A 14018-nucleotide genomic window follows, 5' to 3' on the forward strand; every position below is an offset into this window, starting at 1 on the left:
GGTTCCCGGTGTGCGGAGGTGTGGTGCCCAACCCACCACCCGTCGAAGGACCGCCGCCCGCGAGGTCCGCACCATGCCCGGGCCACGCCGACGGCGGGAACGCCCGGCGGAGGCAGTCGGACAGGTCGGCGACGGCGAGCCTGGCCAGCGGCGCCAGCTCACCGGGGTCGCCGGTGACGACGGCGGCGGTGACCCCGGTGCCGGGCGGAGCGGCCCGGACGGCCTCCTCCGCGGCCTCGAGGCGGCGCAGGCCGAGGATCGCCACGACGCCGTCGCCGACCGGCCGGACGGGCGCCCCCCGCACCGCGTCGACGGCGTCGGGCGGGTCCCACGGGTCGTCGGCGGGCCTGGCGGGCGGGACCGGCGGCACGGGCGGCCACCCACCCCCCAGGTCGAGGTCGGCCAGGCTCGCGCAGACGGTCACGAGGTCGAAGGGCTCGAGCAGGCCGGGCGCGGCGGCGCTCATCTGGCTCGCGCCGTGCAGGATCGTGAGCGCGGCCTCCGCGACGCGGACGAGGCGGACGGGCGGCGTGCCGGGCGGGCGCAGCCGCTCCAGGGCCAGCCCGAGCAGGATGGCGTCCAGCTTCATCAACTGGGCGAACGGCTCCCGGGCCGTGTCATCGGCGAGGATCTCCGGCAGCACCTCCCGGCCGATCCGCCGGCCGTCCTCCTCGTCGGTGACGAGGGGCAGCCGGTCGACCCAGGCGCGGGCGAACGCCGCGAGCGCCTCCCGTGGCGTGCCGGCCGTCGCCGGAGCGGGTGCCGGAGCCGCCCGCTCGGCGTCCTCGGCCAGGACCGAGAAGTACAGGGCCCGCTTGCCGGGGAAGTTGGAGTAGACGGCGCCGCGCGTCAGGCCCGCGCGTTCGGCGATGTGGTCGACCTTGGCGTCGCGGTATCCGCACTCGGCGAACTCCTCCCGGGCGGCGGCCAGTACGCGGGCGCGGTTGCGCTCCTGGGCCTCCGCCCTGGTGAGCCGGATCATCGTCCCCCCGATCGCCGGATTGCCGTACGTGGCGGTAGAAGATACCGTCGCTCCCGGATGATGAGATCATATGGTCTGGTCATCCGGCACGCGCGGCCCCGTGAGGAGACGTTCTCGATGACCCGTACCGACGCCGACGGCGACCCGCTGACCTGCACGTTCTGCGGCAAGAGCCAGCGGCGGGCGCGGAGGCTGATCGCGGGCCCGGTGGGCGTCCACATCTGCGACGAGTGCGTGGCGGTCTGCACGAGCTCGTCGAGGACGACGAGGACGGTCCGGCCGCCGCCGCGGGCGCGCCGCCGAAGCCCCGTGAGATCCACGCCTTCCTCGATCGGTACGTCGTCGGTCAGGACGAGGCGAAGAAGATCCTCGCGGTGGCCGTGTACAACCACTACAAGCGCCTGCGGGCGCGGCCCGACCGCCGGACGGACCGGCGGGACGCCGTCGAGGTCGGCAAGTCCAACGTCCTCCTGATCGGGCCGACCGGCTCCGGCAAGACGCACCTGGCCCAGACCCTGGCCCGGATCCTCGACGTGCCGTTCGCGATCGCCGACGCGACCTCGCTGACCGAGGCCGGCTACGTCGGAGAGGACGTCGAGAACATCCTGGTCGCGCTGTTGCGGGCCGCCGACCACGACGTCCGGCGGGCCGAGACCGGGATCGTCTACATCGACGAGATCGACAAGCTCGCCCGCAAGGCCGACAACCCGTCCATCACGCGGGACGTCTCCGGGGAGGGAGTCCAGCAGGCGCTGCTGAAGATCCTCGAGGGCACGGTCGCGAGCGTTCCGCCGGAGGGCGGCCGCAAGCATCCTCACCAGGAGTTCGTCCAGATCGACACGACCGACGTGCTGTTCATCTGCGGTGGCGCGTTCGCCGACCTGGAGCGGATCATCGAGCGGCGGGCCGGCCACCGGGCGGCCGGGTTCGGCGCCGCGTTCGGCGCCGAGGACCGGGAGGAGTCGTCCGCCCGGGTGATGCCGCAGGACCTGCGGGAGTTCGGGCTGATCCCGGAGTTCGTCGGCCGGCTCCCGGTGCTGTCGACCGTCGAGCCGCTGGACCGCGCGGCGCTCGTCCGCATCCTCACCGAGCCGCGCAACGCCCTGCTCCGGCAGTACCGCGAGCTGTTCGCGATGGACGGCGTCGAGCTGGAGTTCACCGACGACGCCGTCGACGCGATCGCCGACCAGGCCCTGCTGCGCCGCACCGGCGCCCGGGCCCTGCGCGCGATCTGCGAGGAGGTCCTGCTCAACGTCATGTACGAGGTGCCGGGCCGGGACGACGTCGCCAAGGTCGTGGTCACCCGCGAGACGGTCCTGCGGAACGTCAACCCCACGCTGGTGCCGCGCGAGCACCCGTACGACGGGGCCGAGCGCCTGGAGAAGTCGGCGTAGCCGTCCGCCGGCGTGCCGGGCGACGGGGCGCCTTCCGGTGGGCGTCGCTTCGCCCGGACGAGTGATGCGCAAGTCGGGGGGATGCCAGGAGGCGGGCGAAAGGCGTCTCGTCTAGGCTCGTGGGCATGCCGGACACGCAGTACGAAGACCTGCTCCGCCACGTGCTCGACACGGGTGCCCGCAAAGAGGACCGCACCGGAACGGGCACGCGGTCGATCTTCGGCCACCAGCTGCGCTACCGGCTGGCCGACGGCTTCCCGCTGATCACGACGAAGAAGGTCCATTTCCGCTCGATCGCGTACGAGCTGCTGTGGTTCCTGCGCGGCGACGCGAACGTCACGTGGCTGCGCGAGAACGGCGTGACGATCTGGGACGAGTGGGCGGCGCCGGACGGTGATCTCGGCCCGGTCTACGGCGTGCAGTGGCGGTCGTGGCCGACCCCGGACGGCGGGCACGTCGACCAGATCAGCGAGGTGCTGCGCACGCTGCGCGAGAACCCCGACTCTCGGCGGATCATCGTCTCCGCGTGGAACGTCGCCGACATCCCGCGGATGGCGCTGCCGCCGTGCCACGCGTTCTTCCAGTTCTACGTCGCCGACGGCCGGCTCTCCTGCCAGCTGTACCAGCGCAGCGCGGACCTGTTCCTCGGTGTGCCGTTCAACATCGCGAGCTACGCGCTGCTGACGCACATGATCGCCGAGCAGGTGGGCCTCGGCGTCGGTGACTTCGTCTGGACCGGCGGCGACTGTCACATCTACGACAACCACGAGGACCAGGTCCGCACGCAGCTCACGCGCGAGGCGCGGCCGTTCCCCACGCTGAGCCTGAAGCCGGCGGACAGCCTGTTCGACTACACCTACGAGCACATCACGCTCGACGGCTACGACCCGCACCCCGGCATCAAGGCGCCGGTGGCGGTGTGATCGGGCTCGTCTGGGCGCAGTCGGCGAACGGCGTCATCGGCCGCGACGGCACGCTGCCGTGGCACCTGCCGGAGGACATGAAGCACTTCCGCTCCCTGACGGCGGGCGCGGCCGTGCTCATGGGCCGCCGCACCTGGGAGTCGCTGCCACCGCGGTTCCGGCCGCTGCCGGGCAGGCGCAATCTCGTGCTGTCGCGCACGCCGCAGGAGGGCGTGGACACGTTCCCCGACCTGCCACAGGCGCTCGCCGCGGTGTCGGGGGACGTGTGGATGATCGGCGGCGCGGCGGTGTACCGGGCGGCGTTGCCGTTCGCGGACCGGATCGTGGTCACCGAGATCCGGGAGTCCTTCGACGGTGACATCCACGCGCCCGACGTGGGGCGCCCGCCGGACTCCGTCGGGGCGTGGCAAGAGTCGTCGACCGGGCTGCACTACCGGTTCCTGACCTGGAGCTGAGGCCGGCGACAGGCGGCGGTCGCCGCCGGACCGTCCGGGCGGGAACCACAGCCGCGGCCTCGACGATGGATCCCTGCCTCGGCCAACGCGGTCCCGCTGTGCGCCCCGGTCGTCGGCTTTCAAGATCAACAGTCGCTTCAGCGGTCTGCGCGCGGCCGGGTGTCGGTCAGAGCCGGCGGCCGTGGGCGGCGGCCTGTTCGTCGAGGGACCGCCGGGCGTCGCCGGTCAGCGGTTCGTACCGCAGGTCCCGGCCGGGCCGCCACCAGACCTCGCCGGCCCGCCACGCCTCCCGGCGCAGCGGCCGCTTGTCGACCTTGTTGGTGGCGGTGAGCGGCATCGACGGGACGATCCGGACGAACCTCGGCGCCCACTTCGTGCCGAGGTCCGGCTGCTCCGCCAGGAACCTCGCGAACGCCTCCGGCGCGAACGGGACGTCCAGCTCCAGAGCCGCCATCACCTGGTCCCCCGTACGAGGATCGGGCACCGGGTAGACCGCGCACATCACCACGGACGGCCAGCGGGACAGGATCCGCTCCACCGGAGCGGCCGCGAAGTTCTCGCCGTCCACGCGGAGCCGGTCGCCGGCCCGGCCCGCGAAGTAGAAGAACCCGTCGGCGTCGCGGTAACCGAGGTCGCCGCTCCAGAACACGCCGCCGCGCAGCCGCTCGGCCTCGGCGGCGGGATTCCGGTAGTAGCCCTCGAAGGTGACGCCCCGGCCGACGATCTCGCCGATCGCCTCGTCGGGATTGCACAGTCGGCCGTCCGGGCCGAAGCGCGCGCGGGGACACTCCTCGCCGGTCACCGGGTCCGCGACGGCGACGTCCGCGCCGGCGGACGGCCGGCCGAGCGCGTCCGGCGGGCTGTCGGGGGTCTTCCGGATGGAGATCGCGCCCTCGCTCGAACCGTACGACTCGACCAGCCGGCAGCCGAACCGCTCGGCGAACCGCGCCATGTCCCGGGCGGACGCCTCGGTGCCGAACGCGACCCGCAGCGGGTTGTCGGCGTCGTCGTCGCGCTCCGGAGTGGCCAGGACGTACGCGAGCGCGCGGCCGACGTAGTTGAAGTAGGTGACCCCGAACCGGCGCACGTCGGGCAGGAATCCGGACGCCGAGAACCTGCGGCGCAGCGCGATGGCCGCGCCGGCGGCGGTCGCCAGCACGATGTTCGCCATGAGGGTGTTGCCGTGGAACATGGGCATGGCGGCGTACGTCACCGAGCCGGCCGTGATGCCGAAGGCCGGGGCCTGCCGGCCGATCGCGGCGAGCCGGCCCTGACCGCACACGACCGCCTTCGGCGCGCCGGTCGATCCGGAGGTGAACAGCAGGAGGAGGGGATCACGGGCGCCGGGCTCGACCGCCGGCGCGGGCCCCGCCGCGGCGAGCAGCTCCGCGTGGGCGGGGTCGTCGACGAGCAGCACCCGCTCCGGTGGCACACCGGTGTCCAGGCCGTCGAGCAGCGGAGCGTGGGCGGTGTCGGTGACGATGAACCGGCAGTCGGTGTGCCGGACGTCGTGGGCGAGCTCCGCCCCTCGCCGGGTCGGGTTGACGCCGACGGCGACCGCGCCGGCCAGGGCCGCCCCGCCGAGCCAGAACAGGTACTCCGGGACGTTGTCCAGCAGCACGCCGATGTGCGGCGGCCGGGCTCCTCCGAGCAGGGCGTGGGCGAGCGCGGCGCGGCGGCGGCTCTGCCGTACGACGTCGGCCCACGTGTGCCGCTCGTCCTCGAACAGCAGTCCGGGGCGGTCGTCGCAGGCCCGGTCGAGCAGTAAACGCGCGAACGTGTCCATCCCGACCTGTGTACCAAGCGATTGCTCGGAACCACAAGAGTGATCTCGATCGCGCCCGAGAGTCCCGTTTCCGGCGGTGCCGCAGGTCGGCGGGGCGATGCGTGGCGAATCGTCGATTTGACGCTATCCCGGTCGAATCGGCAGGATTAACCGCATGAACAGCTTCCTCGTGACGCGCAGGCACATCGACCTGCTCCGCGTCACGTCGATGAGCTGTCGGCCGTGCTTCGGCCGCCCCGTCACGCGCTGACCGGGCGCCTTCGCAGGTTCGGGACCAGACCCGAGCCGATCGTCGGGCCGTCCTGCCGACGTCCTTCCGCCGCTTCCGCGTCGCGGCACCCAACGACGCGGGCACACACGCGCATAACACCCCCAAGAGGAGAACCCCCATGCGTCCGTTGCGAGCCCTCGCAACCACCGCCGTCGCCGTCGTCGCCGCCAGCGCCCTGGCGGCGTGCGGGGGAGGCGGCTCGAAGGCGTCCGCCGACAACCCGTACAAGCTGATCCAGCCGGGCGTCCTGCGCACGGCCACGCTGACCGACGCGCCGCCGAACGTCTTCCTGAAGAACGGCAAGTTCACCGGCTACGACAACGACCTGCTGACCGCGGTCGCCGCCAAGATCGGGCTGAAGGTGCAGTTCGCCGGCACCGACTTCTCGGCCCTGCTGTCGCAGGTCGCCACGCACAAGTACGACGTCGGCAGCTCCTCGATCACCATCACCGAGGCCCGCAAGAAGACCGTCGCCTTCACCAACGGCTACGACTTCGGCTACTTCGGCCTCGACGTGCCGGCCGGCTCGCCCATCACGGGCTTCGACCAGCTCAAGGGCAAGCGCGTGGTCGTCGTCCAGGGAACGGTCCAGGACGACTACGCCACCAAGCAGGGCCTCAACCCGGTCCGGGTGCCCGACTACAACGGCGCGCTCAACCAGCTGAAGAGCAAGACCGCCGACGCCTGGATCGCTCCGGCCGAGATCGGCGAGAAGACCGCCAAGGACAGCGGCGGCAAGGTCGTGGCCGCCGCGAAGCAGCTCGGGTCGACGCCGATGGCGTTCGCGGTCGCCAAGGACAACCCGAAGCTGCTCGAGGCGCTCAACAAGGGTCTCGACGAGGTCATCAAGGACGGCACCTGGACCAAGCTGCAGGAGGAGTACTACCCCGGCCGTCAGGTGCCCCAGGAGTTCAAGCCGGGCAGCGGCACGGTGACCTTCCCGCCGGTCCAGGCGTCGGGCGCGCCCGCCGCGTCGCCGTCGTCCTGACCGGCCGACCGAACACTGACGCGCGCGGGCCGATGAGAGAGGGCCGATGGACCAGCTGAGCACGTTGTGGGACACCTTCTTCAACTGGCAGTCCATGCGGCAGGCGCTGCCCGACATGCTCAAGACGGGCCTGCCGAACACGCTGATCCTCTCGGCCATCTCGGCGCTGATCGGCACGGTCCTCGGGATGCTGCTGGCCATGGCCGGCATCTCCCGGCACCGCTGGCTCCGGTGGCCCGCGCGCGTCTACACCGACATCTTCCGCGGCCTGCCCGCCGTGGTCACCATCCTGCTGATCGGCGTGGGCCTGTCGCAGCTCGGGATGAAGATCTGGGGGCCCAACCCGTACCCGCTGGGCATCCTCGCCCTGTCGCTCATCGCGACCGCCTACATCGGGGAGATCTTCCGGTCCGGGATCCAGAGCGTCGACCCCGGCCAGGCAGAGGGGGCCCGCGCGCTGGGGTTCTCCCACTCGGCGGCCCTGCTGCTCGTGATCATCCCGCAGGGCATCCGGCGGGTGCTGCCCGCCTGGGTCAACCAGCTGATCGCGCTGATCAAGGACTCGAGCCTGGTCTACTTCCTCGGGCTGGCGGCCGGCCAGCGCGAGCTGTTCCGGATCGGGCAGGACGCCGCCGCGAACACCGGCAACGAGTCGGCGCTGCTGCTGGCCGGCATCGTCTATCTGGTGCTCACGGTGCCGCTGACCCACTTCGTGAACTTCGTCGACCACCGGCTCCGCCAGGGTCGCCGTACGAGGACCGGGCCGCCGGACGCCGCCGAGACGCTTCTGATGGCCGGCGAGACCCCGCTTCCCGCGACGAGTGAGGGCGCAAAGTGACCGAAGAGCAGCAGGAGACGTTCGCCTCAGTCAGTCTCGCCACCCGCGACATCCACCTGGCCTTCGGGAGCAACCGGGTGCTGCGCGGCGTCGACCTCGACGTCGGCAAGGGCGAGACCGTCTGCGTCATCGGCCCCTCGGGCTCGGGGAAGTCGACCTTCCTGCGGACGATCAACCGGCTGATCGAACCCGACAGGGGCGACATCCTCCTCGACGGCACCAGCGTGCTCGACCGCGACCCGGACCGGCTGCGGCAGCAGGTCGGCATGGTCTTCCAGCAGTTCAACCTGTTCCCGCACATGAACGTCCTGCGCAACCTCATGCTCCCGCTGCGCCGGATCCGCAAGCTGTCCGCCGACGAGGCCGAGCAGGTCGCCCGCGACCAACTGGAGCTCGTCGGGCTCGCCGACAAGGCCGGCTCCCGGCCGGGCCACCTGTCCGGCGGCCAGCAACAGCGGGTGGCGATCGCCCGCGCGCTGGCCATGCGACCGCAGGTGATGCTGTTCGACGAGGCGACCTCGGCCCTCGACCCCGAGCTGGTCAAGGGCGTCCTGAGCCTGATGGCCGACCTGTCGCGACAGGGCATGACGATGGTCGTCGTCACGCACGAGATGGGCTTCGCCCGCGAGGCCTCCGACGTCGTCGCCTTCCTCGACCAGGGCGTCGCGGTGGAGACGGGCCCCCCGGACAAGATCTTCGAGTCCCCGGACAGCCCGAGACTCCGCCAGTTCCTCAGCGACGTCCTCTGACGCCGGTTTCAGCGGGTTCCTCTGGCGATCGCTGCGCTGTAGCAGCAGCGATCGCCAATGATCACCGCGGACGCGAACGCGAACGCGGACGCGAACGTGGACGGCTTCGGGGGTCAGGCGGGGATACGGAGGGTTCGGCGGGAGAGGCGGGTGACCAGGTCGTGGTCGATGTCGTGGCCGAGGCCCGGCTGGGTGAGGGGGACGGCGACGACGCCGCCGTGGGCGCGGACCGGCGGGGAGACGACTGCGGTCTGGGACGGGGTCTCGCTGACGTCGCTGGGCAGGTCGCAGCCGGGCAGCGCGGCCAGCGCGACGGCCGCCGCCTGACCGATGCCGAAGCCCGCCGCGCCGCCGCACCAGGCGTCCCAGCCGGACGCCAGGGCGCGGTCGTGGGCGCCGCGCGCGGCGGTGAGGCCGCCGAGGCGTGAGATCCGCAGGCCGAGCATCCGGCCCGCGCCCAGTGCGATCGCCGCGTCGACCGTGTCCAGGTCGGCGGGGTCCAGGCACACGGGCGTCTCGATCACGCGCTGCAGGTGGGCGTGGGCGGCCAGCTCGGCGCCGGCGAACGGCCGCTCGATCGCGAGGAGCCCGTACGCGTCCAGCGCCCCCAGGGCGGCCAGGTGCGCCGCGTCCTCGGTGTAGGACTCCCCGGCGTCGGCCTGGAGGGCCAGCGCGGGGAACGCCTGGCGCACGGCGCGGACGGGCTCGATGTCCCAGCCGGGCTGCACGGCCAGCGTGACGCGGGCGTAGCCGGCGCTGACCAGCCGGTTCACGCGGGTCAGCAGCACGTCCAGCATCGGTTCGGCGGTCAGCCGGGCACCGGCCACGATCGAGGTGCGGGTACCGCCGAGGGCGTGCGCCAGCGGGGTGCCCTGCCGGCGGCACCACAGGTCCCAGCAGGCGATGTCGATGGCGGAGGCGGCCGCGTGGCCGCCGAGGCCGCCGACGCCCACGACCTCCTCCGGCAGGTCCCAGTCGAGGCCGAGGAGCGCCGGACCGACGCGCTCCTCGATGTCGGCCCAGCAGGCGTCGGACCCCGCGACCTCGCCCCAGCCGGTGGCGCCGTCCTGGTCGCACACCCGCACGATGATGCTCTCCGGCCGCCGGCCGTGAGGCATCGTCATGCGGTAGGCCTCGAACCCCTCGATGCGGGGCATGTCACCGTCCTCGCCTAGACATCACCTCTATGATCCACCCATCACGGGCATGCCCCGACGCCGGAGGCCGATGCCCGGGCCGCGTACAAGGGATCGGTGGGTCACCAACTGGCGTGGAGCGGCTTGCCCTCCGCGTAGCCCGAGGAGCTCTGCACGCCGACCACGGCGTACTCGTGGAGGTCCTCCAGCGTCCGGGCGCCCGCGTAGGTGCAGGCGCTGCGCAGGCCCGCGATGATCGAGTCGAGCAGGTCCTCGACGCCGGGGGACTGCGGGTCGATGTACATCCGCGACGTCGAGATGCCCTCCTCGAACAGCGCCTTGCGGGCGCGTTCGAAGGGGGAGTCGTCGGTGGTGCGGAGCCGGACGGCGCGGGCGGAGGCCATGCCGAAGCTCTCCTTGTAGAGCCGTCCGTCGGCGGCGCGCTGGACGTCGCCGGGGGACTCGTACGTCCCGGCGAACCACGAGCCGATCATGACGTTCGCGGCGCCCGCGGCGAGCGCGAGGGCCACGTCGCGGGGATGGCGCACGCCGCCGTCGGCCCAGATGTGCCGGCCGAGCCGGCGCGCCTCGGCGGCGCACTCCAGGACCGCGGAGAACTGCGGGCGTCCCACGCCCGTCATCATCCGCGTGGTGCACATCGCGCCGGGGCCGACGCCGACCTTCACGATGTCGGCGCCCGCCTCGACGAGGTCGCGGACGCCCTCGGCGGTCACGACGTTGCCGGCCACGATCGGGACCCGCGGGCCGAGCGCGCGGACGCGCCGCAGCGCGCCGAGCATCTTCTCCTGGTGCCCGTGCGCCGTGTCGATGACCAGCAGGTCCGCGCCGGCGTCGAGCAGCGCGCCGGCCTTCTCCTCGATGTCGCCGTTGACACCGAGGGCGACGGCGACGCGCAGCCGGTCGTCCGCGTCGACGGCGGGCTGGTAGAGCGTGGCGCGCAGCGCGCCGGTTCGGGTGAGCACGCCCACGAGCAGGCCCTGCCCGTCGACGACCGGGGCGAGCCGGTAGCCGCGGGCGTGCAGCGTGTCGAACGCCTTCTGCGGGTCGATGTCGTCGGGGAGCGTGAGGACGTCGCGCGACATCACCTCGCGGAGCTGGGTGAACCGGTCGACGCCCATGCAGTCGCCCTCGGTGACGACACCGACCGGGCGGTCGTCCTCGACCACCACGACCGCGCCGTGCGCCCGCTTGTGCAGCAGGCCGAGGGCGGCGCCGATCGTGTCGCCGGGACCGAGCTTGATGGCGGTGTCGACGATGAGGTGGCGGGTCTTCACCCAGCGGACCACGTCGGCGACCACGTCGAGGGGGATGTCCTGGGGGATGACCGCCAGGCCGCCGCGCCGGGCGATCGTCTCGGCCATGCGTCGGCCGGAGACCGCCGTCATGTTCGCGACGACGATGGGGATCGTCGTACCGCTGCCGTCCGCGGTCGACAGGTCGACGTCGAGGCGGGACCCGACGTCCGAGCGCCGGGGGACCATGAAGACGTCGTTGTAGGTCAGGTCATGGGCCGGTCGCTCACCATTCAGCAGGCGCACGTTCTTCTACACCGTCCGGAGCTCGGGGATCATCGGCACGAGGGAGGCCGCCGTCCATTGTCGGGGATACCCGGCAGTGCCCGGTTCAATGGGTAATGAGGAGTTTCAATGAGTGCTGCGGAGCCCGGCCGGTCGGTGAGCGCCGAGGAGCTCGGCCGGTCAGTGGGTGCCGAGGAGCTCGGACACCTTGACGAGACGCGGTTTCCGGGCGCGGGGGCCACGGATGATCTCCGGCGCGGCATGGGTCTCCGGCGCGGCATGGGTCTTCAGCGCGGGGGTCTCCGGCGCGGGGATCTCCGGCGCGGCGCGGACGCGGCCGTCCCGGACGGGGTCGTCGCCCGTACGGCCGGCGGCCGGACCGCGCCGCCCGATCCGACCGATCCACAGCCGGTGACCAGGACGACCAGCGGTTCGGCCGGAGATCTCCAACGCAATGGATGGGTGTGGCCCGTCCGTCCGGCTTCCACGGCGTTCCCGGCCGGAAACTTTCCTGCCAGAGGCATTGACCATCCGTCATTTACCCATGGAACACTTGACGTCTGAGCTGTCCCACCGCACTTTGCGGATCCGGCGCCGTCCCCGGGCCGGTGGCCGGGTGCGCGGGCCTGCACCCCCCGCTGAGAGGCATCGATGCAGTTCAGAGTCCTGCGTGCCGCGCCGCCCCGGGCCGTGGCGAACGAGTGGACGCTTCCATCGCCCCCTGCACATGACGAGACCGGGCGTCGCCGAGCGCACTCGCCCGGCGCGCGTGTGACGAGCGTCGCGCGAATACCGGCGGAACTGGTACGCGAGTACTGGCGAGATGATCCCGGACGTTGCCATGCCGTCGGATCGTGCCACGCGCCGAATTCGGCACCGACCACGCGCCTCACCGACACATTCGTGGTCCTTCAGCGAACAAACACGAACAACGCTTCGTTTTCGCGACGAACACGTCACTAATGAAATGATCATGCAAACAACTGCAGGACCATACATCCCCAGGAGGAACCCCGTGCTCGATGCGGTCGACGCCGTGCTCGTACGCGAGCTGCAGCGGGATGGGAGGGCCACCTTCCAGGCGCTCGCCGACCGTGTAGGGCTGTCCCGCACGGCCGTGCGCACGCGCGTACAGCACCTCCTCGATTCGGGGATCGTGCGTGTGGTGGGAATCGTGCACGCGTCGGTGGTCGGGACCGGCGCGATCGGCCACCTGGCCATCGACGTCGACGGTCCGGCGCGACAGGTCGCCGAGGCCGTCTCCCGGCGCGCCGCCGCGTGGTTCGCGTCCCTGGCCGCGGGGGCGCACCCCGTGGTCGCGGAGCTGCGCGTACGCGACGACGCGGCGCTCGTCCAGGAGGTCGACGCGGTGCGCGCGCTGCCCGGCGTCCGGGGCATCGAAGTGTTCCGCGTGACGACCGTGGTCAAGGACGCGCACTCGGTCGTCACCGAGCTGCCCGACGTGTCGCTGGACGAGATCGACTGGCGGCTGCTGCGGGAGCTGACCCATGACGGCCGCACCCCGTACACGAGGCTGGCCGAGGTCGTGGGGCTCTCGCAGGCGGCGACGCGGGCGCGCGCCGTACGCCTGATGCGCTCCGGGATCATCCACGTGACGGGCATCGTCGACTCCCAGGCCCTCGGCTCCGGCGAACTCGCCGGGCTGGGCGTCCGGGTCTCCTCCGACATCGGCGCGGCGGCATCGCGGATCGCGGCGCTGCCCGGCGTCAACTACGTGGTGACCGGATTCGGCCGCCACGACCTTCTCTGCGGGATCGACGCGACCTCGCGGGACGTACTCCTGAGCACGCTGGAGGCGGTCCGGGCGGTCCCCGGCGTGTGGGTCGGGGAGACCTGGCAGCACCTCGACGTCGTCAAGCGCGTCTACGGCGCCGAGCTGCCGTGACGGCCGAGGGCAAATCCGCCCGTCTTTTACACGTTCGTCTGACCGGCCGCAGAAAACATCGGCAACCCCGGATGTCCAGGCCAATTCCGGCTATGTCAACGACCAATCCGGCGCGTTGTCATACCGTCGTGGCATGAATCTGCGGCAGCTGCGCTATGTCGTCGCGACCGCCGACCACGGGACGATGACCGCGGCGGCCCAGGCCCTGTTCGTCGCGCAGCCCGCGCTGTCGCGGGCCATCCGGGACCTGGAGCGAGAGCTCGGCGTCGAGGTGTTCGCGCGCGCCGGCCGCGGGGTCGCGCTGACGGACACCGGCGAGCAGATCGTGCGCTACGCCCGCGACGCCCTGCGGGCCGTCGACGCCATCACCGCGGTCTCCTCCGCCCCGCCCGGCGGCCGCCCGGGCGGGCGGACGGCGGAGCTGCGGGTCGCCTCGACCCTGACGCTCGAGCCGGAGCTGACCGCCCGCCTCCTCCCGGAGTTCGCCCGCGACCAGCAGGCCGTACGGGTCCGGGTGATCCGCTGCGAGGGCCGCGACGCGGTCGGCGCGGTGATCCGGGACGGCCGGGCCGATCTGGCCCTGACCGACCTGCCCGTGCCGGGCGACCTCGCCGCGCACCCGCTCGAACAGCGGGAGATCGTGCTGATCTGCCCGCCCGCCCTGCAGATCCGCGAGCCGGTGCCGGTGGCCGCCCTGGACGGCATGCGCCTGGTCCTGCCCGCGCGCGGCGGCGCGCGGCGGGCCGAGCTGGACGCGCTGCTGGCCCGTCTCGGCGTCGCGCCCGTCGCGGCGGTGGAGTCCGACGACCGCGGCTCGTGGCTGCCGTCGGTACGCGCCGGCCGCGGCTCCCTCCTGTGGTACCGCAACCAGGTCGAGGCCGCGGACGGCGTCACGGTGCGCTCCTTCATGCCGCCCATCACGGCGACCATCGGCCTGGTCCACGCCCGCCGCCCGCTCACCCCGGTCGCCCGCGACTTCCTCGCCTTCGCCAAGTCACGCGGCTGAGCCGTCCCCCTTTTGCAGCCCGGCACCACAAGCGCGGCTCGTCTTG

13 protein-coding genes and 1 pseudogene are annotated in these 14018 nt (G+C 72.4%); 9 read left to right on the forward strand and 5 right to left on the reverse strand.

Features of this window, described 5'->3' with window-relative positions; genetic code table 11:
• A partial coding sequence (locus AB0K82_RS13070) for a TetR/AcrR family transcriptional regulator (protein ID WP_364396031.1) occupies window positions 1-982 on the reverse strand: 982 nt, incomplete at its 3' end.
• 117 nt (window positions 983-1099) lie between these two features.
• On the opposite strand from AB0K82_RS13070, the pseudogene clpX reads away from it, so the two are divergent.
• The 3 genes and pseudogenes from clpX (at window position 1100) to AB0K82_RS13085 (ending at window position 3754) form a co-directional block, all read left to right on the forward strand.
• A pseudogene (gene clpX, locus AB0K82_RS13075) lies at window positions 1100-2376 on the forward strand (ATP-dependent Clp protease ATP-binding subunit ClpX).
• 125 nt (window positions 2377-2501) lie between these two features.
• Complete coding sequence (locus AB0K82_RS13080; RefSeq protein ID WP_364396033.1) at window positions 2502-3299, forward strand: thymidylate synthase; 798 nt, start codon at window positions 2502-2504, stop codon at window positions 3297-3299.
• Window positions 3296-3754, forward strand: a complete 459-nt coding sequence (locus tag AB0K82_RS13085; RefSeq protein ID WP_364396035.1) for a dihydrofolate reductase — start codon at window positions 3296-3298, stop codon at window positions 3752-3754. The genes AB0K82_RS13080 and AB0K82_RS13085 overlap by 4 nt, the downstream gene beginning before the upstream one ends.
• 166 nt (window positions 3755-3920) lie before the next feature.
• Here AB0K82_RS13085 and AB0K82_RS13090 read toward each other — a convergent pair whose 3' ends face one another.
• Window positions 3921-5540 carry an AMP-binding protein gene (locus AB0K82_RS13090; protein ID WP_364396037.1) on the reverse strand — a complete coding sequence of 540 codons (1620 nt, stop codon included), beginning with the start codon at window positions 5538-5540 and terminating at the stop codon, window positions 3921-3923.
• Window positions 5541-5694: 154 nt separating this feature from the next.
• Here AB0K82_RS13090 and AB0K82_RS13095 point away from each other — a divergent pair, with 154 nt between their 5' ends.
• The 4 genes from AB0K82_RS13095 to AB0K82_RS13110 all read left to right on the forward strand — a co-directional run bounded on the left by AB0K82_RS13095 (window position 5695) and on the right by AB0K82_RS13110 (window position 8386).
• Window positions 5695-5790, forward strand: a complete 96-nt coding sequence (locus AB0K82_RS13095) for a putative leader peptide (RefSeq protein ID WP_364396039.1) — start codon at window positions 5695-5697, stop codon at window positions 5788-5790.
• Between the two features lie 139 nt (window positions 5791-5929).
• The gene (locus AB0K82_RS13100; protein ID WP_364396041.1) at window positions 5930-6799 is read left to right on the forward strand and encodes an ABC transporter substrate-binding protein; all 870 of its coding nucleotides are present in this window, start codon (window positions 5930-5932) and stop codon (window positions 6797-6799) included.
• Window positions 6800-6845: 46 nt separating this feature from the next.
• A complete protein-coding gene (locus tag AB0K82_RS13105) occupies window positions 6846-7637 on the forward strand; it encodes an amino acid ABC transporter permease (RefSeq protein WP_364396043.1) in 792 nt (263 codons plus the stop codon).
• Window positions 7634-8386 (forward strand): amino acid ABC transporter ATP-binding protein, encoded by a 753-nt coding sequence (locus tag AB0K82_RS13110; RefSeq protein ID WP_364396045.1) that lies wholly within the window; start codon window positions 7634-7636, stop codon window positions 8384-8386. The genes AB0K82_RS13105 and AB0K82_RS13110 overlap by 4 nt, the downstream gene beginning before the upstream one ends.
• A gap of 113 nt (window positions 8387-8499) precedes the next feature.
• Here the strand turns inward: AB0K82_RS13110 and AB0K82_RS13115 are convergent, their stop codons facing one another.
• The 3 genes from AB0K82_RS13115 to AB0K82_RS13125 form a co-directional block, all read right to left on the reverse strand.
• Window positions 8500-9543: an enolase C-terminal domain-like protein gene (locus tag AB0K82_RS13115; protein ID WP_364396047.1), complete on the reverse strand. Its 1044-nt coding sequence runs from the start codon at window positions 9541-9543 to the stop codon at window positions 8500-8502.
• Window positions 9544-9644: 101 nt separating this feature from the next.
• A complete protein-coding gene (locus AB0K82_RS13120) occupies window positions 9645-11081 on the reverse strand; it encodes a GuaB1 family IMP dehydrogenase-related protein (RefSeq protein WP_364396048.1) in 1437 nt (478 codons plus the stop codon).
• 159 nt (window positions 11082-11240) lie between these two features.
• The gene (locus AB0K82_RS13125; RefSeq protein WP_364396050.1) at window positions 11241-11510 is read right to left on the reverse strand and encodes a hypothetical protein; all 270 of its coding nucleotides are present in this window, start codon (window positions 11508-11510) and stop codon (window positions 11241-11243) included.
• 565 nt (window positions 11511-12075) lie between these two features.
• Here AB0K82_RS13125 and AB0K82_RS13130 point away from each other — a divergent pair.
• Both AB0K82_RS13130 and AB0K82_RS13135 read left to right on the forward strand, forming a co-directional pair.
• Window positions 12076-12966 (forward strand): Lrp/AsnC family transcriptional regulator, encoded by an 891-nt coding sequence (locus tag AB0K82_RS13130; RefSeq protein ID WP_364396052.1) that lies wholly within the window; start codon window positions 12076-12078, stop codon window positions 12964-12966.
• Between the two features lie 133 nt (window positions 12967-13099).
• Window positions 13100-13972, forward strand: coding sequence for a LysR family transcriptional regulator (locus AB0K82_RS13135; RefSeq protein ID WP_364396054.1), 873 nt, complete (start codon window positions 13100-13102; stop codon window positions 13970-13972).
• Window positions 13973-14018 lie beyond the last annotated feature (46 nt).

Origin of the sequence: Actinoallomurus sp. NPDC052274, assembly GCF_040679475.1 — a bacterium.
GTDB classification, from domain to species: Bacteria; Actinomycetota; Actinomycetes; order Streptosporangiales; family Streptosporangiaceae; genus Actinoallomurus; species Actinoallomurus liliacearum.

What these genes read in the sequence shown, in the direction of transcription:
- AB0K82_RS13080 (WP_364396033.1), top strand. Translation starts at nt 2,502, where the DNA reads ATGCCGGACACGCAGTACGAAGACCTGCTCCGCCACGTGCTCGACACG.
- AB0K82_RS13090 (WP_364396037.1), bottom strand. Translation starts at nt 5,540, where the DNA reads ATGGACACGTTCGCGCGTTTACTGCTCGACCGGGCCTGCGACGACCGC.
- AB0K82_RS13095 (WP_364396039.1), top strand. Translation starts at nt 5,695, where the DNA reads ATGAACAGCTTCCTCGTGACGCGCAGGCACATCGACCTGCTCCGCGTC.
- AB0K82_RS13100 (WP_364396041.1), top strand. Translation starts at nt 5,930, where the DNA reads ATGCGTCCGTTGCGAGCCCTCGCAACCACCGCCGTCGCCGTCGTCGCC.
- AB0K82_RS13105 (WP_364396043.1), top strand. Translation starts at nt 6,846, where the DNA reads ATGGACCAGCTGAGCACGTTGTGGGACACCTTCTTCAACTGGCAGTCC.
- AB0K82_RS13115 (WP_364396047.1), bottom strand. Translation starts at nt 9,543, where the DNA reads ATGCCCCGCATCGAGGGGTTCGAGGCCTACCGCATGACGATGCCTCAC.
- AB0K82_RS13135 (WP_364396054.1), top strand. Translation starts at nt 13,100, where the DNA reads ATGAATCTGCGGCAGCTGCGCTATGTCGTCGCGACCGCCGACCACGGG.